Genomic DNA, 25,941 nt, shown 5'->3' with positions numbered 1-25,941 from the left:
CCCCCGACACAGAAAGCCGGCACGCGCATGCCCCTCATCACCAACGCGACGGCCCTGCTGGCCGACATCGCCGTGGAGACCGACCGCACCGACGCCGTGCAGTCGTTCGTCAAGCAGGAGACCGTCCTCGTCACCATCACCACGGCCGACGGCCTGGTGGGCACCGGCTACGCGTACACCATCGGCACCGGCGGCAGTTCGGTGCTGGCGCTGCTCCGGGAGCACCTGCTGCCCCTTCTCACCGGCAAGGACGCCCGCAACGTCGAAGGCCTCTGGCAGTCCCTGTTCGCCCACACCCGCGCCACCACCACCGGCGCCATCACCTCACTGGCGCTGGCCGCCGTGGACACCGCACTGTGGGACCTGCGCTGCAGACGCGCCGGCGAACCGCTGTGGCGGCTGGCCGGCGGACACCGCCAGGAGATACCCGTCTACGACACCGAGGGCGGCTGGCTCCACCTCGGCACCGAGGACCTGGTCAAGTCCGCGCTCGCGGCGAAGGACGCCGGGTTCTCCGGCGTCAAGATCAAGGTGGGCAAGCCGCATGTCGCCGAGGACGCCGAGCGGCTGCGCGCCGTCCGCGCGGCGGTCGGCCCCGGGCTGCACATCATGACGGACGCCAACCAGTCCCAGTCGCTGTCCTCCGCCGTACAACTCGCCGCCGCACTCGAACCGTACGGCCCGTACTGGCTGGAGGAACCCCTGCCCGCCGACGACCTCAGCGGTCATGCCCGGCTGGCCCGCTCCACCCGCATCCCGATCGCCGTCGGCGAATCCCTGTACTCACCCATGCAGTTCCGCAGTTACCTGGAGACCGGCGGCGCCTCCATCGTGCAGGTGGACGTCGCCCGGATCGGCGGCATCACCCCGTGGCTGAAGGTCGCCCACCTCGCGGAGACCTTCAACGTCCGAGTCTGCCCGCACTTCCTGATGGAACTGCACGTCAGCCTGGTCGCCGCGGTGCCCAACGGCGCGTTCGTCGAGTACATCCCGCAACTGCGCGCCGTCACCCGCACCGAGATGGTGCTGCGCGACGGCCACGCCGTGGCGCCGGACGAGCCCGGCATCGGCATCGACTGGGACCTGGACGCCATCGACGACCGGAGGGTCGCATGAAGGCGGCCGTCACCCCCACCGACAGCGACACCGACCGCCCCACCGACGGGGCCCGCCCGGCCCACCGGCTGCCCTTCTGGGTCAACCAGCGGCTCGGACTGCTCGTGCTCGTCGTCGCGCTGGGCGCCCTGTTCGGCGCGCTACGACCCGCCTTCTTCGACGAACGGCTGGTGCTCTTCCCGCTCCTGAGGGACATCTCGACGCTCACCGTGGTGGCGCTGGCGCAGATGGTCGTGCTGTCCATCGGGCACATGAACCTCGCCGTCGGACGCATGGCCGCCTTCGGCGCCCTCTTCGCCGGCTTCGGCTACGACCGGCTCGGCCTGCCGCTGCCGCTCGGCCTCGTCCTGTGCCTCGTCGCGGGGTGCGCCATCGGGGCGCTCACCGGCTGGATCATCGCCCGCACCGGCGTGAACTCGTTCGTCGTGACGCTGGCGATGGACTTCGCCCTGCTGGGTCTGGTGTCCCTGCTGTACTCGGCCCTCACCGAGAACGCCGCGTTCACCACACGGCCGGACGGCCTGGCGGAGCTGCGTTCCTACTCGCTCGCGGACATCTGCGTCGGCCCCGTCTGCGGCTCACCCGCCATCCCACAGCTGGCCCAGTTCACCGTGCTCGCCCTGGTCGGCCTCGGCTTCCTCTACGCCCGCACCCGCATGGGCCGGGAACTGCTGCTGACCGGCGCCAACCCCGCCGCCGCCGAACTGTCGGGCATCCCCACCGGACGCCGGATCGTCCTGGCCCACGCGCTGTCCGGACTGCTCGCGGCCCTCGCCGGCTTCATGGCCGCCGTCGGCACCGGCACGTTCCGCGCCTCCATCGGCGACGACTTCATGCTCCCCTCGTTCCTCGGCGCCGTCCTCGGCGGCACCCTCCTCACCGGTGGCGTCGTCTCCGTCATCGGCGCCCTGCTCGGCACCGCCCTGGTCGGCGTCATCCGCAAGGGGCTCGACCTGCTCGGCGTCGGCCTGGAAAGTCTCAACATCTACCTCGGCTGGGTACTCCTGCTGGCCCTGTCCGCGGACCGGGTGCGCGCCGTCGTGTCCTATCGCAAGGTGGTGCGCTCCACATGACGACGCTCCGCGACCGGGTGCGGCGATTCAGCCGGTCCACCACGATGACCCTGCTGTGCGTGGTCGTCGCCGGCTACGTGGGCCTCGGCATCGCCTCGTCCGGCTCCTTCTTCGAGGGGTCCTCGCTCCGCACGTTCCTCCAGTACCTCGCCACGCCCATCCTCATCGGCCTGGCCCAGATGGTGGCCCTGTGCGTCGGACAGCTCAATCTCGCCGTCGGCGCGCTGGGCGGGTTCACCGCCTGCCAGATGGGCGTGCTGATGGCCGACCACGGGATGCCCGCCGGCCTCGCCGTCCTGGCAGGCGTCCTCACCGCCACCCTGATCGGGCTGCTCACCGGCGTGTTCATCGTCGCCACGCGCATCAACGGCTTCATCGTCACCCTCGGCACGATGACGATCCTGCTCGGGGCGCAGTACCGGCTCGCCGGCACCCGCACGATCGACGGATACTCGGCGACGCTGCGCGACTTCGGCCACTCGGCGCCGCTGAGCATCCCCCTCGTCTTCGTCACCGCGCTCGCCGCGGCCGCGCTGCTCGCCGCCTTCATGTACCGCACCATCGCCGGCCGGCGCCTGCTCGCCGCCGGCGGAAACCCGCTCGCGGCCCGGCTGTCGGGCATCTCCACCGACCGGCAGATCGTGCTCGCCCACACCCTGTCCGGCCTGCTCGTCGGCATCGCGGCACTGATCGCGACCGCCTCGCTGCCCGGCGTCAACCGCAGCGTCGGCGGAGACTGGCTGCTGCCCAGCTTCGCGGCTCCCATCATCGGCGGCGTCGCGCTCACCGGCGGCTCGGTCGCCGTGCTCGGCACCGTGCTCGCCGCCTTCGTGATGCGGCTCATCGACACCGCGCGGGCCCAGTTCTCCCTCGACCCGAGCTGGGTGAACTTCCTCATCGGCCTCGTCGTCCTCGGCACGGTCGTCGGCGGCCGCATCCACCAGAGCCACCTGGAGAAGAAGGGCAGGGCGTCCCATCGCACACCGCCCGCGCCGCCGGCCGCGGCCCTGCCGAGCACGGGAGGCGCCCGATGAGTGACGACGTCCTGCTGGCCTGCGAGAACATCGTCAAGGTCTTCCCCGGCGTACGCGCCCTCGACGGCGTGGGCCTGACCCTGACCGCCGGGTCCGTGCACGCCCTGCTGGGGGAGAACGGCGCGGGCAAGTCCACGCTGATCAAGGTGATCACCGGCGTGCACCCGCCCGACGGCGGCAGACTGCTCCGGCGCGGCGAGGAGATCCACCCGCGCTCCCCGCTGGAGGCCACCCGGGCCGGCATCGGCGTGGTCCACCAGGAGCGCAACCTGATCCCCGGCTTCTCCGTGGCCGAGAACATCACGCTCCAGAACCCGCCCGCCCACCGGGGACTGGTCGACCGGGAGGCGATGACCGCCCCCGCCGAACGCTGCCTGGCCGAACTCGGCCTGGACCTCGACCCGCGGCGCCCGGTACGCGAACTGTCCGTGGCACAGCAGCAGTTGGTCGAGATCGCCAAGGCCCTGTACACGGAGAGCGAGGTGCTGCTGCTCGACGAGCCCACCGCCTCGCTCTCCCCGCAGGAGGCGGAACGCCTCTTCGACGTCGTCCGCCGGCTCAAGGAGCGCGGCACCTGCGTGGTGTTCGTCAGCCACAAGCTGGAGGAGGTCTTCGCGATCTGCGACACCGTCACCGTCCTGCGCGACGGCCGGTCGGTGCTTCAGTCGGCGCCCCTCGCCGACTACGCCCAGGACGACGTGGTCACCCTCATGGTCGGCCGGGCCCACTCGGTCACGGACATGACGCCGCGCGCGGTGGACACCGCCGCGGAACCGGCCCTGTCCTTGTCGGGACTGTGCACCGCGGCCGGACACCAGGACGTCTCGCTCGACGTCCGTCCCGGCGAGATCGTCGGCCTGTACGGCCTGGTCGGCGCCGGCCGCAGCGAACTGGTCAAGGCCGTCCTCGGCCTCGAACGGGTCACGGCCGGCGAAATCCGGGTGTACGGCGAACCGGTGCGGATCAGCTCCCCGCGCGAGGCCCTGCACACCTACGGCATCGGCTATCTGACCGAGAACCGCAAAGAGGAAGGGGTCTTCCTGGAGCAGCCCATCGTCCGGAACATCACCGTGACGGTGTGGAACAGACTCGGCCGGTTCCTCGGCGACATCTCCGCACGCCGGGAAAGGGAGGTCGCGCAGGACCTCGTCGACCGTCTCGGCATCCGCGTCTCAGGGTTGCAGCAGAACGCCGGTGAACTGTCCGGCGGCAACCAGCAGAAGGTGAGCCTGGCGAAGTGGCTCGCAGCCGACACCCGGCTGCTGGTCGTCGACGAGCCGACCGTCGGGGTGGACGTACGCACCAAGCACGCCTTCCACGAGCTGATCTGGGAGCTGGCCCGCGGCGGCCTGCCGATCCTGCTCATCAGCAGCGACCTGACGGAGATGATCACCCTCGCCGACCGGGTGGTGGTCATGGCCGACCACCGCGTCCGCGGCGAGCTGGACAACGACCACGACTACGACCGCATGAGCGGGAAGATCATCCGGATCATCCACGACCGCGCCGTCTCGGCCGTGACCGCGAAGGGCGCCGCCTCATGAAGCGGGTCGCCCAGGTCATCCACGTCGTCCCCGAGAAGGTGGACGAGTACCGGGACCTGCACCGGCGCGTCCCCGGGCCGGTCCTCGACCGGCTGCGCCGCTCGCACATCGCCAACTACTCGATCCACCTCCTCGGCGACCGGCTCTTCGCCTACTTCGAGTACCACGGCGACGACCTCGCGGCCGACCTCGCCGCGATCGCCGAGGACCCCGCCACCCAGCGATGGTGGCAGCTCACCGCCCCCTGCCAGCGGCCCGTCGACGAAGCCCGGCCCGGTGAGTGGTGGGCCGACATGGAACAGGTCTTCCTCATGGAGTAGGCCGCGCTCCGTGCGAGGTCGCCGACCGGGCTCACGTCCTCAGCCACGTACCCGGTCCTCGCCGGGCCGCGGGCGGCGGCGGTCATTCCCCCTCGAAGCGGGTCAGCTGGCGCTCCAGGCTGCGCGTGAGGTGCTCGGCCATCGCCTCGGCGGCCCGCTCGGGCCGACGGCGCAGAATCGCCCGCACCACACGCTCGTGCTCGTCCCGGGTGGGGTCGCCCGCGTCCTGGATGCTGCTGAGGCGGAAGATGTGCAGGTGCGAGTGGAGCCGCTCCACCGCGTCGGCGAGCAGCGGTTGGTGGGCGGCTTCCGCGACGGCGTCGTGGAACCGCTGGTCCAGTGCGGCGAAGTCGCGGTAGGAGGGGTACGGCCCCCCGGGGCCGGGGTGGGCCTGCATGGCCTCCAGCGTCGCCTCGATGGCGTCGAGCTGACTCTCGTCGGCGTTGCGGGCGGCGAGGGCGGCGGCGCGCGGCTCCAGGAGCAGCCGCATCTCGAACAGCTCCTCCACGCCCTGACGCGTCAGCAACTCGGTCGCACGGTACCCGGACAGGGACCGCTTGACGACGAGACCGTCGGACTCGAGCCGGGCCAGCGCCTCGCGTACGGGAGTCGGCGAGACGTCGAGTGAACGAGCCAGCGCCTCGATGCCGACCCGCGCCCCCGGAGCGATCTCGTGGTCCATGATCTTGGCCTTGATGTCCTCGTAGACACTGTCGGACAGGACCTGCCGGACCGGCGCGGTGGGCGGCTCACTCGCACCAGCCGCGTCGGCGGGGACGGACGGGTCCTGTGCCGGCATCCGTGTCTCCCTGCCCTCAGTGTGCTGCGTCCACCAGCAGTTTAAGGGGCTGGAAGGCCCCCGCGGGCGAGTGCCTGCGGGGGCCTTTTTGACGCTTCGTCGCATGACGTGGAAGGCGTCAGGCGTACGGATCGAAGGGGATTCCGTCCGGACTCGCGTAGTCGAGGGCCCACTGGAAATCGCCGTCATCGATCTTGATGGTGGCGGAGCCGAAGTCGGCGCTCATGAGCTTGTCGCGGTACCCGGCCGGATATCCGTCCCAGCCGACGAGACGCGGGTAGAACCAGTTGCCGGTGGCGTTCTCCGCCGGCTCGTCGTTGCTGCCCGCGAAGCGGAAGCAGTGACTCGAGACGCCGTCCTTGTGGTAGACGATCTTCGGGTGGGTGCCGTCGAAGCGGATCGCCGAGCGGGCGGCCACCTGGTAGGTGTTGTGCTGGGACACCGACACGTACTGGACCTCGTTGTTGTTGATCCACACGATGACGTGCTCCCAGTCGTGCGTGTGGCCGAGTGCCGCCGGGCCCAGGGTGATCTGATCCTTCTCGAAGTAGCTGGCGTACATCACGGCACACCAGCCGTTGTTGCACTTGGAGCGTGAGTAGGTGTTGGCGTTGGCCAGCTGGGCGTAGTCGTGGCACTTGCCGTTGACGTCGCCGCCGAGCTTGAGGCCGGGGTTGATGGTGCCGTCGGCGCCGATGGCGGCGGTGGCGTAGCAGCCGTCGCCGTCGTAGTCGTAGGCGGGGGAGAAGGTCTGGTCCAGGCCGGGGGCGTTCTGCGGCAGCAGGGTCAGGACGTTCGCGTGGGCGGTCGCCGGGACTGCCACGACGAGCGTCATCGCGCCGACCGCACCGAGGAGGACCTTGGCGAGGGAACTCATCGCGCGCATCTCAAGTCCCGTCGTCAGCAGTAGAGGTTGCCGCCCGGCGACACGCCGAGGATCGAGGTGAACCGGTTGTAGGCGTCGACGCGGCTCTGCACCTGGGCGGGGTTCCTGCCGTCGCATTCTAGCGAGCCGTTGATGGAGCGGATGGTCTGGCCGAAGCCGGCCTGGTTGACCATGGCGTTGTGCGGGGTCATGGTGCCGGGGCCGCTCTGGGTGTTCCAGTACCACAGGCCGGTCCTCCAGGCGACGGAGGCGTCGTTCTGCACCAGCCACGGGTTGTTGAGCAGGTCCAGGCCGAGCGCGTCACCGGCGGCCTTGTAGTTGAAGTTCCACGACAGCTGGATCGGGCCGCGGCCGTAGTAGGCGGCCTGACCGGCCGGGCAGCCGTACGGCTGGCCCCAGTCGCAGTAGTGCGGGTAGTTGGCCTGGTTCTGCTCGACGACGTGCACCAGGCCGCCGGTCTCGTGGTTGACGTTGGCGAGGAAGGCGGCGGCCTCCTGCTTCTTCACCGTGTCGCTGCCCGTGTTGGCGAAACCGGGGTACGCGCTGAGCGCGGCGGTCAGGCCGCTGTACGTGTAGAAGGGGTTCCGGTTCGGGAACATCTGGTTGAACTGGGCTTCGGTGACCACGAATCCGGACGGGTTGCCGCCGCCTCCGCTCGCGGGCGCGTTCCACTTCTGGTTCGCTCCGCCGGAGCAGGTCCAGATCTGCAGCCGGGTGCCGTTGGCGCTGTTGTTGTCGCGGACGTCCAGGCACTTGTTCGCGGCCGGGTTGACGATGTCGCGCGCGGCGGTGACCACCCACTGCTGGTTGGCGCCGCCCGAGCAGTCCCACAGTTGGACGGCCGCGCCGTCGGCGGTGCTGCGGTCGACGACGTCCAGACACTTGCCGAGGGCGCGCAGCGTCCCGTCACCGGGGTTGGACCAGATCTGGGCGCCGGTTCCGTTGCAGTCGTAGAGCTGTACGGCGGTGCCGTTGGCGCTGCTGGCGCCCGCCACGTCGACGCACTTGCCGGCGAGCCCGGTGATCGAGCCGTCGGCGGCCTGTGCGGGCGTCGCCGTGAACAGGGCGGTGAGGACGGCGCCGAGGGCGGCGAAGACCGCGAGGCGGCCCAGGAAGCGGGGTCTGTGCATGGTGGTGAGCTCCTTGGGGGTGTTGGGGGTGGAACGGCCGTCCCCCGGGTTGAGGGACGGCCGTCGGCGGAGCTGGTGCCGGTTACGGGTAGCTGGTCAGATTGGCCACGTTGGTCGTGGAGTTGGACGGGCCGCCCCGGTCGTTGACGATGTGCCGGATGGTGCCCGTGCCGCCGAGGGAGACCGTCACCATGTTGGTGAAGCGCACATTGGGGTTGTTCGGCGCCTCGATGGCCCGCTCGGCGGTCACGCTCGGGTTGACGTTGAAGAAGCAGTAGCTGCCGAGGCCGTAGGCCTGGTGGCTGGTGACGGAGTTGGCGACCTTGTAGGCGGCGTAGCCCTGCGTGGAGCCGTTCATCCAGGCGGCCTGGTTCGGCGGGTCGTACGGCATCTCGTTCTGGTAGAAGTACGTGCGGCCGCCGTTGCCGTTCCAGATCGTCTGGTACTTCTGGTAGTGCTCGACGAACAGGCCGTACATCGTGACGTTGTCACCGTTGACGATCAGGCCGGTGTCCCCGGTGTTGGAGTTCCAGCCGATGCCGCTGCCGTGGTCGCCGCGCCAGATCCAGGTGTGGTCGCCGATGACGTTGTCGCTGTTGACCACCAGGCTCGTGGTCGCCTTGCCCACGGCAGCGCCGCCGACGCGGAAGTACACGTCGTGCAGGGACGTCGGGTTGGCGGCGTGCGAGGCGGACGCGCCCGTCGGGCCGACCTCCATCAGGGTGGGCGAGTTGGTGGTGCCCGCGTCGAAGAGGATGCCCGCGACCTTCACACCGTCGACGTCGGCCACCTTCATCGCGGTGATGCCGTTGTCCGGGATGAACGTGGCGAGGCCCAGGCCGAGGACGACCGTGTCGGCGCGGTTCACCTGGAGCGTCTGGTTGAGGTGGTAGACGCCGGGGGTGACCAGGAGGTTCTTGCCCGCCGCCAGGGCGGCGTTGATGTCCGCCGCGCTCGCGCCCGGCTTGACGATGTAGAAGGTGTCCAGGGACAGCGAGCTGCCGGGGGCGTTTCCGCCCGCCCAGCTGGTCGCGGTGGAGTTGGACCGCAACGACGGCACGAACACCTGGTAGGCGCCGTTGTCGTCGACGTACAGGAACGGCTTCTCACGGCTGACCGGGGTCTGCGCGACCGTGGTGTAGGGCGGGTTGGGGAAGCTGTTCGTGGGGACGCCCTGGCTGCCGACGAAGACCATGTTCCAGTTGGAGCCGGTCCAGCTGCCGAGCTGGGAGTTGCGGGTCAGCCACTGCTGCTGGGTGCCGGAGTTGACCTGCCCGTCGATCTTGGTGTCCGCGAGCAGGCCGCCGCTGGACCAGCCGCCGTCGTCCAGGGCGAGGTTGCCGCGCAGATGCATGCGGCGGTAGGCCGAGGCCTGCGAGACCGCCCAACGGTCGCTGCCGTTCGTCGGGTTGACGGACATGTTCTCGGCGCCGCGCCAGAAGTTGTGGGTGGCGTTCTGCGGCGGGAACCAGTCGGCCTCGACGTGCACGGCGCCGTTGATCGTGACCGCGTCCGGGCCCAGGCCGAGACCGGCGACCTGGGTGTAGTAGCCGACGTTGACGTCCGCGTCGTAGGAACCCGGCTTGAACAGGACGGCGTAGCGCTGGGAGCCGAACTGGTTCGTCTCCTGCTGCTGGAAGATGGTGTTCAGCCTGTTCTGGATGGTCGACGCCGACATGGACGGGTCGAAGACGACGACGTTCGGGCCGAGGTCCGGATTCGTGCTCGACTGGGTCACCGGGACCACCTGGAAGCGCTGGGCGGCGCTGCCGTTGCAGGTGTACTGCACGAACTGCACGCCGTCCGCGGTCGAGGCGCCGGGGTCGTCCAGGCACTTGCCGCTGTTGCGGTTGACGAAGTGGTAGGCGCCACCGCCCTCGTGGACCGGCAGCCACTGCTGGTTGGCGCCGCCGCCGTAGGCCCACAGGTGGACGGGCGCGTTGTCGGCCGTGGAGACGTCGGAGACGTCCACGACCTGGTTCGTGTTGTTGCGGTTGTTGATACGGACGTAGCCGTCGCTGGTGGTGGAGAAGCTCCACTGCTGGGCCGCGGTGCCGTTGCACTTGTACTGCTGTACGACGGTGCCGTTGGCGGTGCCGGCCGCATAGGCGTCCAGACACCTGCCGCTCGCGGCGTTCATGACGGTGGCGAAGTCGGTGGGCAGTGCCTCGGCCGCGCTCTCCGCCGCGTCCGCGGGCGCGGGTGCGGTGGTGAGCAGGGAGGCGACGGCCGCGGTGACCAGCGCGGCCGCAGTTGATCTGCGGCGGCGCGTGAGCGCGGAGCGCAAGGAGGTGAGCACGGGTTCTCCTAGCCGAGCGAAGCGAGATGGGGGTCCCCGGCCGAAGGCCGGGCAGGTCGGCGGACGGGTGGTGGGGGTGGCGGGATCAGCCGGTGTAGCCCGCGAAGACGCGGGTGTAGTCCCAGTCGGACTGGCTCACGCCGGAGCAGCTGTCGGCGGGGCCGCCGGTGCACGGACGGTCGCGGTTGACGGACCAGAAGGTCAGCCGGGCCAGGTGGTGCTGCTGGGCGTAGGCGAGCATCGTCCGGAAGTCGTTGACCGTGACGGTCTCGCCCTGGTCGGTGATGCCGTTCATCGACGAGATGCCCATGGACCGGTAGGCCTGGTCGTCGCTGTAGCCGTACGCCGCCTTCAGCGAGTTCTTCAGGCCCTCGGCGGCCCGCACGGACAGGTTGCCCATGTTCTGGCCCACGCCGCCGAAGTTGAACGGCATGATCGTCCAGGCGTCCACGGTCAGACCGGAGCTCGCGGCCCGGTTGATCAGGCTGGTGTCGGGGCCGCTCTGGCCGGTGCCGATGGTGACGTACACCTTCAGGCCCGGGTTGTTGGCCTTGACGGTCTTCAGCGCGTCGACGGTGCGCTGCTGCACGGTCGGGCTGTCGTACGCCTCGGCCTCCAGGTCGATGTCGATCGCCTTCAGCCCGAAGGCGCTGACGACCTTCTGGTAGGCCGCGGCCAGCTCGCTCGCGGAGGAGCAGGAGCTCTCCAGCTTGTTGCCGCTCCAGCCGCCGAAGGACGGGACGACGTCGCCGCCGCCTGCCCGCACGGTGTTGATCGTCTGCTGGTCGACGCCGCCGGTCAGTGCCCGCCAGCCGTCCCACTGCGGGTTGCAGTAGCCGTTGCTGAGCACGAAGGCGAGGGTGAAGTGCTTGACACCGGTGGCGTTGGAGACCGTGGTGGGGTTCGGCGGGCTGCCCCAGCCGTTGTAGAGGTACGGCGCCACGGCCATCGGCGCGGAGGGCGGGTTGCCGTCGCCCGGGGCCGGCGCGGTCCACTTCTGGTTGGCGCCGCCGCCACAGCTCCAGATCTGGATCCGCGTGCCGTTGGCCGAGTTGTTGCCGGTGACGTCCAGGCACTTGTTGGCCTGCGGGTTGACGATGTCGTTCGCGGCGGTGACGGTCCACCTCTGGTTGGCGCCACCGGTACAGCTCCACAACTGCACCGTCGCGCCGTCGGCCGTCGAATTGCCGGTGACGTCGAGGCACTTGCCGAGGGCGCGGATGGTGCCGTCGCTGCCCACCGTCCACTGCTGGGCGGCGGTTCCGTTGCAGTCGTAGAGCTGGACGGGTGTGCCGTCGGCGGAGTTCGCGCCGGCGACGTCGAGGCATTTGCCGGCGAGGCCGGTGACGGCGCCGGTGGCGGCCTGCGCGGGGGACGCGGTGAGCAGGCCGGTGGCGAGCGAGAGGGCGGCCAGGGAGACAGCCGTGGGGAGAGGTCTGGGCATATGCGCGGAGAGCCCTTCGTGGGGGGTGAACAACCTGGGACCGCGTTCACCTCATGAACGCGTCACACGAGGTGATGCTGAGCCGTGAACCTAAAGGTCCAGACCGCTTTCGTCAAGAAGTGAAGTAAGTGCTGAGGGAAGTGAGTTGTTGCTTCCGGCCAGGCTTCGCTCACTCGGGGGGGGGACTCACGTACCCGGTGTTCGCCCCGACCTGCTCAGACCGTCGCCAGGTCGAACTGCTCCCAGGTGCCGATCGACGTGCGGCCGGCGATGAGCGGGTCGGCTCCGCCGTTGTCGGCCGTCACGTACTTGCCGTTGGCGGCGGCGAGCAGACTGACCGTGCCGTTGGAGTTCCGCACCAGCTGGAAGGTCTCCCAGGGGCCGATGGCGGTGCGGTTGGCGATCAGTGCGGCGGCGCCCGCGTTGTCCGCGGTGACGACACGACCGTTGGCACGGGAGCGCAGGGCGATGGTGCCGCCGCCCAGGTCGATCTGGTCGCAGCGCTCCCAGGCGCCGGCCGAGTCGCGGTTGGCGATCAGGGACTTGGTGCCGCCGCTCTCGGCGGTCACGAACTTGCCGTTGGCCCGCGCCTTGAGGGTGATCGTGGCGGCGGCCGGGGTGCCGGCGGACGTGCCGTTGACGTACGGCTGGGTGGGGCGGGTCGCGGTCAGGGCGAGCTCGCCCTTGAGCATGCGGCCGCCGTCGCCGGTCAGGCGCAGATAGTAGTCGGCGGAGCAGGCGGTGCCGTCCTCGTCGAGGCCGAGCAGACCGGCGTCGGTGGGGATCCAGCTCTGCGACTCGGCGGTCTTGGCGATCTGGTTGCCCTCGTTGTACTCGTCGTACATCGAGATGTAGATGCCCTGCACCCCGGCCCGGACCACGTTGTAGAACTGCCGCCACATGAAGTCGCCGTGCGCGCGCTGCCGTTCGGCCACATCGCCGGGGAGCACGCACGGCTGGTAGTCGATGCCGTGCGCGGCGCACTCCTGCATGTCGGGGACGGTCGCCACGTTGTAGAAGTTGTCGGAGTCGGCGGCCTTGCCGATCCGGCCCACCATCCACGGGGAGATCATGTTGAAGGCGTGATAGACCTCGCTGAAGCCGGGGCGGGAGTCGCTGTTGCCGGTACGCCACCAGGTGGGGACGCCGCCGATGACGTAACAGCCCTGGTTCTTGAACCAGTTGACGACGTCGAGGCAGGCCGCGGGGGCGAAGTCGCGCTTGGCGTCGTTGAAGCCGAAGCCCCAGACGCACACGACCGGCTTGCCGTTCTGCTTGGCGTACGCCGGACTCGACGTGTACGCCGACATCTTGTTCGTCCAGTCGGTCTTGATCTCCGACTGCATGTTCGTCCAGCTGGTGACGTCGTACATGATGTAGAACTTCCGGCCGTACGCCTCCGCCGCGCTGCGCACCTTGGCCGTCATGGCGTCACGGGTGGGTCCTTCACCGCCCGTGGGGTTGAAGCGCTGGAGCGCCGCTGTGTCGATGCCGTACTGCTGCATCCACAGGAAGTGGGTGTCCACGGTCTGCTGGTCGTGGGAGGAGAACAGGTTCGGCGTGCGACCGTTGCCGAGATTGGCGTAGGCGGTCGTGTACGTCTTGGTGTAGTCGCGGACGTCCGGCCAGGAGGTGATGCCGTGGTTGGACGGGGACGGCGGCTGGGCGCTGTTGGGGCTCCAGTGCCACCAGGCGTTGATCGGCGCGCCGTCGCCCTTGCAGGCGAACCAGCCCTGATAGCCGACGGTGACCTTGCCGACGACGTCGCCGGGGCCGCTCGCGGTGACGCTCGTGTCGGCCGCCGAGGCGGCCCGCGCTGTACCGAACGCGCCGACGGCGGCGGCTGCCGTGCCGCCGGCCGTCGCGCCCAGCACTCGGCGGCGCGTCCAGGTCGGTGTGCGGTGGGACTTCGGCATGGGCTGCTCCGAGGGGGGAGGGACCGGGCGGGGCCCGGCGGGTAACGGGGGTGAGAATCCGGCTAGTTCAAACCTTGAGTTAAGTCACGACGCTGCTGGGGCGTCAAGGCCGGCCGCGTCACATGAGGGCAATGAGCGCCTGCTGTGGCGCTTCACTCGCGGCGGCCCCGGGCACCCCGCCTGTGCCGCGCTTGCCCTGTGACCCACATCACATGCGGTTCCTGTCAGGAATCGGGGCGCTGTTCCGCTCAATCACCAGGAGCAAGCGAATCGACGGGAGCAACACATGAAGCACCGCATCGTCGTCCTCGGCGCCGGCTATGCCGGGGCCTACGTGGCCGGGAACCTGACCCGCCGGCTGTCCCCGGCGGACGCCGAGATCACCGTGGTCAACGCCGAGCCGGACTTCGTCCAGCGGCTGCGGCTGCACCAGTTCGCGGCCGGCCAGGAGATCGAGGCTCCGAAGCTCACCGACGTCTTCGCGGGGACGGCGATACGGCTGCGCCTGGCCCGTGTCACAGCCGTCGACCCCGAGCGCCAGGTCGTCGCCGTGGCCGACGCCGACGGCGGCGGCGAACTCGGCTACGACACGCTTGTCTACGCGCTCGGCAGCCACGGGGACGACGGCGGCGTCCCCGGCGTGGGCGAGCACGCCTTCGACGTCGCCGCCCGGCCCTCGGCGCTGCGCCTGCGCAAGCGCCTGGACAGCCTGGACGGGCGGGGCGAGGGCGGGAGTGTGCTGGTCGTCGGCGACGGGTTGACCGGCATCGAGACCGCCACCGAGATCGCCGAATCCCGGCCCGGCCTGTCGGTGGCGCTGGTCGCCCGCGGCGAGTTGGGCGCCCGGCTCTCCGCCGGAGCCCGCAGCCACCTGCGCCAGGCCTGCGACCGGCTGGGCATCACCGTCCTGGAGCACACCAGCGTCGAAGCCGTCGAAGCGACGCGGGCGCTGTGTGCCGACGGCACCGCCCTGGCGTCCGACGCGACCGTCTGGACGGCCGGGTTCGCGGTCGACCCCGTCGCCGCCGCCGGCGGGCTGGAGGTCACCGAGAACGGGCAGATCGTCGTCGATCGCACCATGTGCTCGGTCTCGCATCCGAACGTCTACGCCGTCGGCGACAGCGCCTACGCCATCGGCGACAACGGCCGGCCGCTGCCGATGTCCTGCGCCTCGGCCGGCTACACCGGCAGGCAGGCGATCCACGCGATCGTCGGACGCCTGACCGGCCGCGAGGTCGCGCACACCAAGCTGGACTACGCGGGCAACCACATCAGCCTCGGGCGGCGGGACGGGATCCTGCAGATGGTCGACGACGAGGGGCAGGCGAAGCCGAAGTACGTGGGCGGCCGGAAGGCCGCGCGGGTCAAGGCGGCCATCCTCAAGATGTCGCTGTGGGCCAACTCCCACCCGACCTTCGGCATGCCCAAGCGCAAGCACCGCCTGACCGCCGCGCCGGATGCGTCCGCCGACAGGGCCGCCGCCCTCTCGCCGGACGGGTCCGCCGAGAAGGCGGCGGCGTAGCCGCCCAGGGTGGTCCGCGTGGACAGCACCGCCACTGATCGCTTCGACGCCAGTCGCTTCGAGGCCGGCCGGAGCCGGCTGGCCTCGCTGGCGTACCGACTGCTGGGCTCCGCCACCGACGCCGAGGACGTCGTGCAGGACGCGTTCCTGCACTGGCAGGCCGCCGACCGGCAGCGGATCAACGTGCCCGAAGCATGGCTGACCAAGGTCGTCACCAACCTGTGCCTCGACCGCCTGCGCTCGGCACAGGCCCGCCGCGAACGCACCGTCGGCGCCTGGCTTCCCGAACCGCTCCTCGACGGCGACCCGATGCTCGGCCCGGCCGACACCTTCGAGCAGCGCGAATCGGTCTCCCTGGCCGTGCTGACGCTCATGGAGCGCCTGTCACCCCTCGAACGGGCCGTCTACGTCCTGCGCGAAGCGTTCTCCTACAGCCACACCGAGATCGCCGAGATCCTCGACATCACCGAGTCCGCGAGCCAGCAGCACCTCCACCGGGGCCGGGGCCGCATCACCGCCGCCCGCCGGCGCGGCGCCGGCTCAGTCGACCCCGCATCCGCTCGCCGGATCGTCGAGGAATTCCTCGCCGCCGCCTCCTCGGGGCGCACCGAACGGCTGGTGGCGCTGCTGACCGACGACGCCACCGCGATCTCCGACGGCGCCGGCCTGACCAAGACGCTGCAGCAGTACGACACTCCGCAGCGCATCGCCGCCGTCGTACGGGCCGGCTTCAAGCCCACACCCGCGAAACGGCGCCTTGCCGGCGGCACGCCCGCCATTCACTACGCCCTCGTCAACGGCGCCCCCGCCATCCTCTTCGTGCTCGGCGACCAGGTCGTCGGCTCCGTGACCTTCGACATCACCAACGGCAGGATCGCAACCGTGCGCGGCATCGCCGCCCCCACCCGCCTCGCCCGCCTCACCGAAGCCTGGCGACAGCACGAACCGGACACGCCGCTCATCGCCGAGTGGTGACCTGACGCCGACGCCGACGCCGACGCCGACGCCGACGCCGACGGCGGCCAGGCGCAGCGCCGCGCTGCGATGAACCGCGCCCGGGCTCGCCGAGATCCGCGAACTTGTCGGACAGCGGAGCGAGTCGGGCGCCCCCGAGGCGTGCTCCCGCGAGGAGGCGTTCGCACCGCTGGTCTGCCCTCAGGAGATGTGCCGCAGCAGGGCGGCGACCGCCGGGGAAGCTTCGCCACGGGGCCGTACGACCATGACGTTCCAGTGCGGCGCGTGCCGCTCGAACCGGCGTACGGCCAGGTCGGGGAAGCGTGCGGCGATCGACTCGGGCATGATGCACACGCCCAGGTCGTGGCGGACGAGTTCGGACGCCGCGATGATGTCGTTGACCTCGAAGGTCGTGTCGCGCTCGACGAGGGCGGCACGGAACGCGCGGTCGACCGAGTCGCGGATCGCCCAGCCGGGAGCGAAGTCCACCAGCGGCAGCCGGGCCACCTCGTCGAGCGTGACCGTGTCCTCCGCTCCCGTTCCGGTGAACTCCCGCGCGGGTGAGGCGACCAGCACCATTTCCTCACGGGCGAGCAGGCGGGTGGCCAGCCCACGCTGTTGTCGACGGTCGAGAGCGACCACAGCCAGATCCACCGTCCCGTCGCGCAGCGCCTGACGGATGTCGGCAACAGCTGCCTGCCGAAGCCGGACCACCACGCCGGGGTGCTGTGCCCTCAACCTGGCCAGAGCATCGTGCAGACCGGCCCAGACGCCTTGCATCGTGCCGACGGTCACCGTGCCCCGCAGCTGACCCCGTACCGCGTCCACCGCCGACCGCGCTTGATCCGCGGCACGCAACGCCGCACGCGCGGCCGGCACGAACGCCTCGCCCGCCGGTGTCAGTGCCACGCGGTGCGTGGTGCGGTCGAACAGCCGGGTGCCCAGCTCTCGCTCCAGTGTCCGCACCGCGCCCGAAACTGCGGACTGGACTACATGGAGCCGCTGGGCCGCGGCCGTGAATCCCCCTTCTTCGGCGACGGCGATGACGACTTCCATCTGCCGCAGGTCCATGAGCACCTCTCCTGGCTGGGAACTGGCCGGGTAGGTCATCTCCAACAGAGATAACAGTCTTCGTCGATTATCGCGCCCGGTGCGGAAGGGCGGCTTCCTGTTGGGCGTTGCTGCGGTTGCCATGCCGAATACGGCAGCCGTAGAGAATTGAGGTCGGTCATGTCCCAGTCCACCGTCGGCACAGCCCGGGCCCGGGGCACGAGGGGCGCCCACCGGCGTCACTCGGACGCCCGCCATCACACCGGTTTCTGGCTGATCGCCGCGACATTCACCCTGACCATGGCCTTCTCCACCGTGCCCACCCCGCTCTACCCGCTGTACCAGCGGACCGATGGGTTCGGGCCGTTCGTCGTCACGATCGTCTTCGCCACCTACGCCGTCGGCGTGCTGGCGGCCCTTTTCCTGGCCGGCCATCTGTCGGACTGGCTCGGGCGCAGAACGGTGCTGCTTCCGGCGGTCGCGCTCAGCATCGCCTCCGCGATGGTCTTCGTGAGCTGGTACTCCGTTCCCGCACTGATCGTCGCCCGCCTGCTTTCGGGACTGAGCGTGGGGCTGCTGACGGCGACGGCCACCGCGCACCTGGACGACCTGCACCGGCATGCCCGGCCCCATGCCTCCCCCGTCCGCGCCAACGTGGTGGCCACGGGCGCCAACCTCGGTGGGCTCGGAATCGGCCCGCTGGTCTCAGGACTGCTCGCCGATCACGCCCCGGACGCCTTGCGCACGCCCTATCTGATCTTCCTCGGCCTGCTCGCCCTGGCAGCGGTGGCCGTGGTCGTGGTTCCGGAAACCGTCGTACGGCCCGAACCGCGGCCGCGTTACCGCCCACAGCGCGTCAGCGTTCCCGACCGGGCTCGTCCCGCGTTCTTCGCCGTGGCCGGTGCGGGTCTGGTCACGTTCGCGGTGCTCGGCTTGTTCACCTCGCTGACCCCCCTCGTCCTGGGCGATCTGCACGTCGCCTCTCCCACCGTGACCGGGCTCGCGGCCTTCCTGGTCTTCGGTTCGGCGGCGCTGGCTCAGATCCTGCTCGCTCGTGCGGGTACCCGCACCCAACTGCAGGCGGGCCTGGGGCTCCTCGCGGTCGGCATGGCCGTACTGGCCGCGGCGGTCTGGACGGCCGACCTCCCGCTGTTCCTCGTCGGCGGAGCGGTTTCCGGTGCGGGTGCCGGCACGGCCTTCAAGGGCTGCGTCAGCACGGTGCTGTCGATGGCCGTGCCCGAGCGACGCGGCGAAACCCTGACAGGGCTGTTCCTCGCCGCCTATGCGGGGCTGTCCGTTCCAGTGCTGGGCCTGGGACTGGCCGTGCAGACGGTGCCGGTCCGCGATGCCGTGCTGGCTTTCAGCGGCCTGGTCGCGGCATTGGCGGTCCTCTTGGCGCGTCGGTTCGCTCGTTCGTCGCTGAGCGGCTGACCGTTTCCATGGCTTCGACGGTGTGATGAGGGGATGAGATCGTGGAACTTCGACACTTGGAGTACTTCGTCGCCGTGGCCGAGGAACGGCACTTCACTCGTGCCGCCGAGCGGTTGCTGGTGTCGCAGTCGGGGCTGTCGGCCTCAGTGCGCTCCCTTGAAAAGGAGCTGGGTGCCCAGCTCTTCCTGCGCAACACCCGCAGCGTGGATCTGACCGAGGCGGGCCGGGCACTGCTCGACGAGGCCCGCCGCACTCTCGCCGGAGCGCGCGCCGCCAAGGACGCGGTCGCCGCCGTGCAGGGACTCCTGCGGGGCGCCTTGGCCGTGGGAAGCGAGCAGTGCCTCGGCGCGGTTCACGTGTCCTCGGTCCTGTCCCGCTTCCGCGGTCGGCACCCTCGTGTGGAGATCCGCATGAGACAGGACGGCTCACAGGCCCTGATCCAGGACGTCGCCGCCGGACAACTGGACCTGGCGTTCGTGGCGGTGAGCGGCCAACCCCCGGGCGGGGTTCGGCTCTTGCCCCTGTCGACGGAACCGATGGTCCTGCTGTGCCACGCCGATCACGCTCTCGCGGAACGCGAAGACGTGGAGTGGAAGGAACTCGACGGCGAGGGCTTCGTGGACTTCGCACCCGAATGGGGTGCGCGCGCAGTCTCCGACCGTGCCTTCGCCGACGCCGGACACCAGCGGCTGGTCACCCTGCAGGTCAACGATGTACACAGCTTGCTCGACCTGGTCGGTCACGGCCTGGGAGTGGCCCTCGTGCCCCAGCACGTCGCGCGCAAGCCGCAGGCGGCCGCCTTGAGCGCCGTGCGCCTCGCCGATGGGGAGGCCGCCGTCTGGCGGGCGGCCGTGGCCGTGCCGGATCCGGAACGGATGGCACCGGCCGCACGGCAGCTGTTGAGCATGGTGCCCGGCCTGGACGCCCTACCGGGCCGGGCACACACGCCGCGCGCCTAGAGTCCGAGGGTCACAGCACGCCCTCGGGGGTCGCGCCTTCGACGGAGACCGCATCGGCCGTGAGCTCGTCGATCACGGCAAGGTCCTCGGCGCTCAGCTCCACGTCGGCGGCCGCGGCGCTGGCCCTGATGTTGCCGCTGCTGCGCGCGCCGACAATGGCCACGTGCACCCCCGGCCGGGCAAGCACCCACGCGATCGCCAGCTGACTTACCGTCAGCCCGCGCTCCTCGGCGAATTCGGTCAGTCGCCGTACGACCGCCAGGTTGCGCTTCAAGGTGTCGCCGGTGAACGCGGTGGCCCGGCCCCGCCAGTCGCTGTCCTCGAACGTGGTGTTCTCGTCGAAGCGGCCGGTGAGCAGACCGCTGGCGAGTGGGCTGTACGCCAGGACGCCGATGTTGTGCTCGATCGTGTAGGGCAGAACCTCGGCCTCGATGCCACGGCGGAAGAGGTGGTACGGGGGCTGCAGGGTGTCCACCGGGCGTACCGCGGCGAACTCCGCCATCTGCGGGGCGTCGTAGTTGGACACGCCGGCGAATCGAATCTTGCCCTCGTCGACGAGCTCCTGGAGCACGCCCGCCGTCTCCGCGGCGGGCACGTTCGCGTCCGGCCAGTGCACCTGGTACAGGTCGATGGTCTCGACGCCCAGGCTGCGCAGGCTCTGTTCCACACCCTGACGCAGGTACGCGGCGGACGCGTCACGCCCACCCTCCGGCAGGACGCCGCCCTTGGTGGCGATCACCACGCTGTCCCGGTCCCCGGTGATCTCCTTGCGCAGGGCCTTGCCCAGGACCCGCTCCGAGGCGCCGAAGCCGTAGGCCTGAGCGGTGTCGAAGAAGTTGATCCCGAGCTCGCGGGCCTCACGGATGGCGGTGATGGCCCGATCCTCGTCGAACGCTCCCCACTGCCCGCCCAACTGCCAGGTGCCGAAGGCGATGCGGGAGACGTGAAGCCCGGTCGAACCGAGAGAGATCCATTTCATGGTCGTGCTGCTCCTGAAAGTGCGGTGTCGCTGTGCCCTTCATGCTGGGAGCGGCTCTGCCATGCGGTCCAACAGAAGAAAACGAACGCGGCAATCATCGGAACTTCTCAATCAGCGCAGGCGTCGCGCGGTACCGGGTCGGCCGACCGAGGTCCAGGGGAGTAGGTGTCTCGGCCCTTCGATGTAGTTGCCGATTTCAACTGTTGCACGTGCAGTTACCTTGCTAGCGTCCAGCCCGGCAATCCCGTCAACAGCAAGTTGGAGCACGCATGCACAGCGACGAGTCGTCGCCTTCGGCCGGGCAGGACGCAAAGGACCACACCCGGTCCCGGCTGGGGCGCAGATCCTTCCTCGTCGGAACCGGTACGGGCCTCGGAGTCGCGGCCGTCGGGCTGGGCGCCACAGCCGTGGCCCGGCCGCAGGCGCCCGTCCGGACACCCTCCTTCAAGCCCGGCCGCCCGATCGTCTTCCGCAACGCCACCGTGGTGACCGGCGATCCCCGACTCGGGGTCCAGCACAACGCAGACGTGCTGGTCACCGAGTCCACCATCCAGGCCGTGGGACCCAATCTCACTGCCCCCGAGGGCGCTGCCGTCATCGACGGACGCGACCGCATCCTCATGCCCGGCATGATCGACACCCACCGGCACATGTGGCAGACGGTGCTGCGCGGCGTCGGGGCCGAATGGACCATCCAGAACTACTTCCAGTTCATGTACCTGGGGTGGGCCAAGTACTGGCGCCCCGAGGACGTGTACGCCGGCAACTACCTGTCCATGGTGGAGGCCATCAACAGCGGGGTGACCACCAGCCTCGACTGGTCACATGCGCTGTTTACCCTCGATCACGCCGAAGCCGCCGCGGACGCCCTCTTCGACTCCCGTGGGCGGGCCCGCCTGGCCTACAGCGACCTCTCCGCCCCGCCGCAGGAGTGGGCCACCGCCGGTGGTGACGTGGACCGGCTGCTGCGCAGCCGTTTCTCGTCCAGGAACCAGCTGGTCACCCTGCAACTGGCCTGGGACACCCCCACCGACGTGGCGTTCCCGGAGCGGCCCGCGTGGGAGTTCGCCCGGGACCGGGACCTGATGGTCACCCAGCACGCCGGCATCTGGGAGTTCTCGCCCGACAACGCCCTGCAGATCCTGCGCGACAACGGCTTCCTGCTGCCCACGAACACCTATGTGCACGGCGGGTCCTTCCCGGACAGCGCCTACGGCCTGATCGCCGGCTCCGGCGGCAATGTGTCGATCTCCGCCGAGAGCGAGCTCAACGCGGGCCAGGGCTACCCTCCGACCGGCAAGGTCAGGGAACACGGCATCCCCATCTCCCTGTCGATGGACACCAGCGTCTGGTGGAGCTCCGACATGTTCTCCGCGATGCGCGCCACCCTCAACGCGGACCGCGGCCTCGACCACCAGGCCGCGCAGGCCGACGGGAAGACCGTCGTCAACAACGACCTGCGTACTGAGGATGTCATCCACTTCGCGACGCAGGGCGGAGCCGACGCGCTCGGCCTGGGCTCGTCGCTGGGGTCGATCACGCCGGGCAAGCTGGCGGACCTGGTGCTGCTGCGGGCGGACACACCGTCCATGGTCCCGCTCACCAACGCCTCCCACCAGATCGTCTTCCAGGCGACGCGCGCGGAGGTCGACACGGTTGTGGTGAACGGACGTGTGCTCAAGTACGGCGGCGAGCTCATCTCCCCGGACCTGAAGCGGGCCCGGCGCCTGGCAGAGGCCTCACGCGACTACATCCGGGACAAGGCAGGCGAGAAGCAGTGGGCCGAGGGGCAGGAGCCTCCGCCCTACAAGGTCGCCTGAACCGATAGGCGTCCAGCGCCGAACCATTCCGCGTGGCGGCCGGGGAAACCCGGCCGCCACGCCATGTCCTCAAGGAGGTTGACGACCGCACGCCTCACCCGCTCGCGACGCCCGTCTGGAACACCTCCGGGTGATGGGACAGCTCAACCCGTGTACGGCGGATGTGCAGTTCGAGGATCCGCTCGGCGGACCGGTGGTCGCCGTCACGCAACGCCTCGATCAGCAGGCGGTGTTCGGCGTTGATGACCCAGCTGCGCTGTTCGGAGGCCAGCCGGGTGAAGGCCCGGCGGTAGTGCTGCGTGGTGTCCCACAACCGCGCGACGATGCCTGCGAGTTCGTCCGCCCGGTGGTGCCGGTAGGTCTGCCAGTGCAGCTGCCGGTCGAGCACGAGGAACTGTTCCACATCCTGCGTCTGCTCGATGCGCTCCTGCAGTTCGGCCAGCTCCGCGATGTCCGCGTCCGTAAGGTGCGGCGCCGACTCCGAGAGCAGGAGTGGTTCGAGTCGCTCGCGCATCTTGTAGCTCAGCTCGCACTCGCGCATGTCCATCTGCGTCACCCATGCGCCCTGGTTGGCCCGCAGGGTGACCAGACCTTTCGACTGCAGGATGCGCAGTGCCTCACGTACCGGCAGTCTGCTGGTCCGCAGTTCCTCAGCGAGTTCGTCCTGAATGATCCGCGTGCCCGGTGCCAGCCGGCCCGACAGGATGCGCTCGCGCAGCTGGTCGGCGATCCGCTGGCTGGCCACACCGGCCCGCAGGGTGCCGTTGCCCTCGGACACTGGCCTCACTCCTGTCCATGCTCATGCCCGGGCTCCTGCTCAGGCGAAGGCCTGCGGATCGTGGTCGAAGGCCTTGCCGCCAGGATAGGAAACCAGCTCGAACTGCATGCCCCAGGGTGACAGGAAGTAGACCCAGCGCTGTCCCTCGCTGGCGCCCCTGCTGGTCGTCGGCTCGCCCAGTACCCGCAGGCCACGCCGGTGCAGGTCCTCCACCGCGGCATCGAGGTCCTCGACGTAGAGCGCCACGTGGTGGCCGCCGACATCGCTGTTGCGTGGCGCCTGCGTGCGCTGGTCCGGCGCCTCGTACTGGAAGACCTCGAACAGTGCCTGCCCGCCGAGCCGGTAGAAGTGCAGCCGACGCATCACGGCCCGGTCGTCGACTCCCAGGTGCTCGCTCATCCAGTGACCGTCGTGCTGGTAGGGGCCCAGCGCGTACATGTACTCGCAGCCGAGCACGTCCACGAAGAACTCGTGCGCCTGCGCGAGGTCGGGCACGGTGAGGCCGATGTGGTCGAGGCGGGTCAGTCCTGGGATGGGCATGATCTCTCCAATGGATCCATTCGGTCTTGCGTTCACATGCTTCGAGACGCATAGTCTAGGGCAGATGGCCCGCTCGACGGGCTGCGTCACAAGACATTGGATCCAATCCAAGGTGTCCAGTCACACTCCAGGGAGAACCCATGCCCAGCCGTGACCCTCTGTCCCCCAGCTCACCCTGGGTCGAGCTGAGTGCCTCAGCCGATGACTGGGACGCCGCGGATCCCGCCCTGCTGCTGGGGATGCTGGGCCAGGGGCTGTGGATCCGCGCGTTCGAGGAGTACGCGCTCGAACTCGCCGGTGAAGGTCTCATCCACGGACCCGTGCACTCGAGCATCGGGCAGGAGGGCGGCGCGGTCGGATCCGCGCTGCCCCTGCGCAGCGACGACTTCGTCAACGGCACGCACCGCGGACATCACCAGTTCCTCGCCAAGGCGTTCGGCCACGTCCTGCCCGAGAAGTACGACGGGCTGCCCGAGCTGGACGACAACGTACGCACGGTGCTCCGACGCACCCTCGCCGAGATCTGCGGTCTGTCCGACGGCTTCTGCCGGGGCCGCGGCGGTTCGATGCACCTGCAGTGGCGCGAGGCCGGGGCGATGGGCACCAACGCCATCGTCGGCGGCGGCGTCCCGCAGGCCGCCGGCTTCGCCTGGAACCAGCTCCACGCGGGCACGGACGCGGTGACGGTGACCTACTTCGGCGACGGCGCCGTGAACATCGGCTCGGTCCTGGAGACCTTCAACCTGGCGGCAGCCTGGCGCCTGCCCATCTGTTTCTTCATCGAGAACAACCTGTACGCCGTGTCGACCCCGATCGGCGAGGTGACCGGGGAGCCGAGGCTGTCGGCCCGGGGGGCGGGGTTCAACATCCCCAGCTGGCGCGTGGACGGCATGGACGCCCTCGCCGTCAACCTGGCCATGAACGAGGCGCTCGACCACATGCGGGCCGGCCGCGGCCCGACCATCGTCGAGGCCGAGGTGTACCGGTACTTCCACCAGAACGGGGCCTACCCGGGCAGCGCCTTCGGTTACCGGGACAAGGCGGAGGAGAAGGCCTGGCGCGACCGCGACGCCCTGGAGCAGCTGCGGTCCCACGTCGTCCGCCGCAAGCTCGCGACCGCGAGGCAGATCACGGCCGTGCAGAAGCAGGTCGCGGCCGTGATGCGGGAGATCGGTGAGTCGTTGCTGGAGCCGGACCCGCAGGGCAAGCCCGGCCAGCGCCGCATCAAGCCCACGGCCTGGCCGGACAGCTCCTTCGTCGACGCGGGGGTCCGCGGAGACCTGAGCGAACTGGACGGCAGCCGCTACGAAGAGCCCGACACCTTCTCCGGAAAGCTGACGGACCGACGCTTCATCGACGTCGTGAGTGACGTGATCGGCCGGCGGATGGAGACCGACGAGCGCATCGTCGTACTCGGCGAGGACGTCAACCGGCTCAGGGGCGGAACCAACGGCGCGACCAAGCGGGCACTGGAGCTGTTTCCCGACCGGGTGCTGGGCACGCCCATCAGCGAGAACGCCTTCACGGGCCTGGGCGGGGGCATGGCTCTCGACGGCCGGTTCCGCCCGATCGTCGAGTTCATGTACGCCGACTTCATGTGGGTGGCCGCCGACCAGCTGTTCAACCAGGTCGCCAAGGCCCGCCACATGTTCGGTGGCGACAGCGCCGTGCCGTTCGTGCTGCGCTCCAAGCTCGCCGCCGGAACCGGGTACGGCTCGCAGCACACCATGGATCCGGCCGGCATCCTGACCACGGCGGCGGGACTGCGCGTGGTCGCCCCGTCCAACCCCTTCGACTACGTGGGCCTCATGAACACCGCGCTCGCCTGCGACGACCCGGTGGTCGTGCTGGAGCACGTCGATCTCTACACGACGACGGGGACAGGCCCGGTCGACGACCTCGACTACCGCATTCCGGTGGGCAAGGCTGCGCTGCGCCGGGAAGGCGGGGACCTCACCGTCATCTCCTACCTGTCGATGGTCAACCACTGCCTGGAAGCGCTCGACCAGGTGCCGCAGATCCAGGCCGACCTCATCGACCTGCGCTGGCTCGACCGCGCCAGCCTCGACTGGGACACCGTCGAAGCGAGCATCAAGAAGACCAACCGGGTGCTCATCGTCGAGCAGGGCGCCGTGGGCACGTCCTACGGCGGCTGGCTCGCCGACGAGATTCAGCGCCGCCTGTTCGACTGGCTGGACCAGCCGGTCGAGCGCGTGACGGGGGCTGAGGCGTCGCCGAGCATCAGCAAGGTCCTCGAGCGCGCGGCCATCGCCGGCACCGACGAGATCGTCGCCCGGCTGAAGCAGATCCGCGAAGCCGACTGAGCTCGCCGCATTCCCGCACGACA

The 25,941-nt window shown here is 69.9% G+C and carries 21 protein-coding genes; 11 read left to right on the top strand and 10 right to left on the bottom strand.

From position 1 onward, the window contains the following. Window positions 1–27 precede the first annotated feature (27 nt). From I2W78_RS35930 to I2W78_RS35910, 5 genes are read left to right on the top strand one after another with little or no spacing between them, the layout of a single operon-like run. On the top strand, window positions 28–1,116 hold the full coding sequence (locus I2W78_RS35930; RefSeq protein ID WP_196464933.1) for a mandelate racemase/muconate lactonizing enzyme family protein: 1,089 nt from the start codon (window positions 28–30) through the stop codon (window positions 1,114–1,116). Then, window positions 1,113–2,189, top strand: coding sequence for an ABC transporter permease (locus I2W78_RS35925; protein WP_196464932.1), 1,077 nt, complete (start codon window positions 1,113–1,115; stop codon window positions 2,187–2,189). The genes I2W78_RS35930 and I2W78_RS35925 overlap by 4 nt, the downstream gene beginning before the upstream one ends. Further along, the gene (locus tag I2W78_RS35920) at window positions 2,186–3,223 is read left to right on the top strand and encodes an ABC transporter permease (protein WP_196464931.1); all 1,038 of its coding nucleotides are present in this window, start codon (window positions 2,186–2,188) and stop codon (window positions 3,221–3,223) included. The genes I2W78_RS35925 and I2W78_RS35920 overlap by 4 nt, the downstream gene beginning before the upstream one ends. Further along, window positions 3,220–4,767, top strand: coding sequence for a sugar ABC transporter ATP-binding protein (locus I2W78_RS35915; protein WP_196464930.1), 1,548 nt, complete (start codon window positions 3,220–3,222; stop codon window positions 4,765–4,767). Before I2W78_RS35920 ends, I2W78_RS35915 begins: the two co-directional genes overlap by 4 nt. Continuing rightward, the gene (locus I2W78_RS35910) at window positions 4,764–5,087 is read left to right on the top strand and encodes an L-rhamnose mutarotase (protein ID WP_196464929.1); all 324 of its coding nucleotides are present in this window, start codon (window positions 4,764–4,766) and stop codon (window positions 5,085–5,087) included. Before I2W78_RS35915 ends, I2W78_RS35910 begins: the two co-directional genes overlap by 4 nt. 82 nt (window positions 5,088–5,169) lie before the next feature. On the opposite strand, the gene I2W78_RS35905 is transcribed toward I2W78_RS35910, so the two are convergent. The 6 genes from I2W78_RS35905 to I2W78_RS35880 all read right to left on the bottom strand — a co-directional run bounded on the left by I2W78_RS35905 (window position 5,170) and on the right by I2W78_RS35880 (window position 13,561). Beyond that, on the bottom strand, window positions 5,170–5,886 hold the full coding sequence (locus I2W78_RS35905) for a GntR family transcriptional regulator (protein ID WP_196464928.1): 717 nt from the start codon (window positions 5,884–5,886) through the stop codon (window positions 5,170–5,172). Between the two features lie 118 nt (window positions 5,887–6,004). After that, window positions 6,005–6,772 (bottom strand): NPP1 family protein, encoded by a 768-nt coding sequence (locus I2W78_RS35900; protein WP_196464927.1) that lies wholly within the window; start codon window positions 6,770–6,772, stop codon window positions 6,005–6,007. Between the two features lie 14 nt (window positions 6,773–6,786). Further along, window positions 6,787–7,902 (bottom strand): chitinase, encoded by a 1,116-nt coding sequence (locus tag I2W78_RS35895; protein ID WP_196464926.1) that lies wholly within the window; start codon window positions 7,900–7,902, stop codon window positions 6,787–6,789. 82 nt (window positions 7,903–7,984) lie between these two features. Further along, the gene (locus I2W78_RS35890) at window positions 7,985–10,201 is read right to left on the bottom strand and encodes an RICIN domain-containing protein (protein WP_374222744.1); all 2,217 of its coding nucleotides are present in this window, start codon (window positions 10,199–10,201) and stop codon (window positions 7,985–7,987) included. A gap of 85 nt (window positions 10,202–10,286) precedes the next feature. After that, window positions 10,287–11,645 (bottom strand): lectin, encoded by a 1,359-nt coding sequence (locus tag I2W78_RS35885; RefSeq protein WP_196464925.1) that lies wholly within the window; start codon window positions 11,643–11,645, stop codon window positions 10,287–10,289. A 215-nt stretch (window positions 11,646–11,860) separates the two neighbouring features. Next, window positions 11,861–13,561 carry a xylosidase gene (locus tag I2W78_RS35880; RefSeq protein ID WP_230886984.1) on the bottom strand — a complete coding sequence of 567 codons (1,701 nt, stop codon included), beginning with the start codon at window positions 13,559–13,561 and terminating at the stop codon, window positions 11,861–11,863. A 286-nt stretch (window positions 13,562–13,847) separates the two neighbouring features. On the opposite strand from I2W78_RS35880, the gene I2W78_RS35875 reads away from it, so the two are divergent. Together I2W78_RS35875 and I2W78_RS35870 are read left to right on the top strand one after the other, a co-directional pair. Next, a complete protein-coding gene (locus I2W78_RS35875) occupies window positions 13,848–15,083 on the top strand; it encodes an NAD(P)/FAD-dependent oxidoreductase (protein ID WP_196464924.1) in 1,236 nt (411 codons plus the stop codon). 18 nt (window positions 15,084–15,101) lie between these two features. After that, window positions 15,102–16,058 carry a sigma-70 family RNA polymerase sigma factor gene (locus tag I2W78_RS35870; RefSeq protein WP_196464923.1) on the top strand — a complete coding sequence of 319 codons (957 nt, stop codon included), beginning with the start codon at window positions 15,102–15,104 and terminating at the stop codon, window positions 16,056–16,058. 180 nt (window positions 16,059–16,238) lie between these two features. Here I2W78_RS35870 and I2W78_RS35865 read toward each other — a convergent pair whose 3' ends face one another. Beyond that, window positions 16,239–17,108: a LysR family transcriptional regulator gene (locus tag I2W78_RS35865; RefSeq protein WP_196464922.1), complete on the bottom strand. Its 870-nt coding sequence runs from the start codon at window positions 17,106–17,108 to the stop codon at window positions 16,239–16,241. A 159-nt stretch (window positions 17,109–17,267) separates the two neighbouring features. Between I2W78_RS35865 and I2W78_RS35860 the strand changes: the two genes are divergently transcribed. Continuing rightward, window positions 17,268–18,518 (top strand): MFS transporter, encoded by a 1,251-nt coding sequence (locus I2W78_RS35860; RefSeq protein WP_196464921.1) that lies wholly within the window; start codon window positions 17,268–17,270, stop codon window positions 18,516–18,518. A 41-nt stretch (window positions 18,519–18,559) separates the two neighbouring features. Beyond that, a complete protein-coding gene (locus I2W78_RS35855; RefSeq protein ID WP_196464920.1) occupies window positions 18,560–19,477 on the top strand; it encodes a LysR family transcriptional regulator in 918 nt (305 codons plus the stop codon). A 10-nt stretch (window positions 19,478–19,487) separates the two neighbouring features. Here the strand turns inward: I2W78_RS35855 and I2W78_RS35850 are convergent, their stop codons facing one another. Next, complete coding sequence (locus I2W78_RS35850) at window positions 19,488–20,456, bottom strand: aldo/keto reductase (protein WP_196464919.1); 969 nt, start codon at window positions 20,454–20,456, stop codon at window positions 19,488–19,490. Between the two features lie 269 nt (window positions 20,457–20,725). On the opposite strand from I2W78_RS35850, the gene I2W78_RS35845 reads away from it, so the two are divergent. Further along, window positions 20,726–22,276 carry an amidohydrolase family protein gene (locus tag I2W78_RS35845; RefSeq protein WP_196464918.1) on the top strand — a complete coding sequence of 517 codons (1,551 nt, stop codon included), beginning with the start codon at window positions 20,726–20,728 and terminating at the stop codon, window positions 22,274–22,276. A 94-nt stretch (window positions 22,277–22,370) separates the two neighbouring features. Here I2W78_RS35845 and I2W78_RS35840 read toward each other — a convergent pair whose 3' ends face one another. Both I2W78_RS35840 and I2W78_RS35835 read right to left on the bottom strand, forming a co-directional pair. Continuing rightward, entirely contained in the window at window positions 22,371–23,054 is a 684-nt protein-coding gene (locus I2W78_RS35840; RefSeq protein WP_196464917.1) for a GntR family transcriptional regulator, read from the bottom strand. Window positions 23,055–23,093: 39 nt separating this feature from the next. Next, window positions 23,094–23,594, bottom strand: a complete 501-nt coding sequence (locus tag I2W78_RS35835; protein WP_230886983.1) for a VOC family protein — start codon at window positions 23,592–23,594, stop codon at window positions 23,094–23,096. 140 nt (window positions 23,595–23,734) lie between these two features. On the opposite strand from I2W78_RS35835, the gene I2W78_RS35830 reads away from it, so the two are divergent. After that, a complete protein-coding gene (locus I2W78_RS35830; RefSeq protein WP_196464916.1) occupies window positions 23,735–25,918 on the top strand; it encodes an alpha-ketoacid dehydrogenase subunit alpha/beta in 2,184 nt (727 codons plus the stop codon). Window positions 25,919–25,941: the final 23 nt, after the last annotated feature.

Source organism: Streptomyces spinoverrucosus, from assembly GCF_015712165.1.
Classification (GTDB): domain Bacteria; phylum Actinomycetota; class Actinomycetes; order Streptomycetales; family Streptomycetaceae; genus Streptomyces; species Streptomyces spinoverrucosus_A.
Note: the sequence above shows the minus strand (reverse complement) of the source record. Positions and strands in the feature narration are given on the sequence as shown.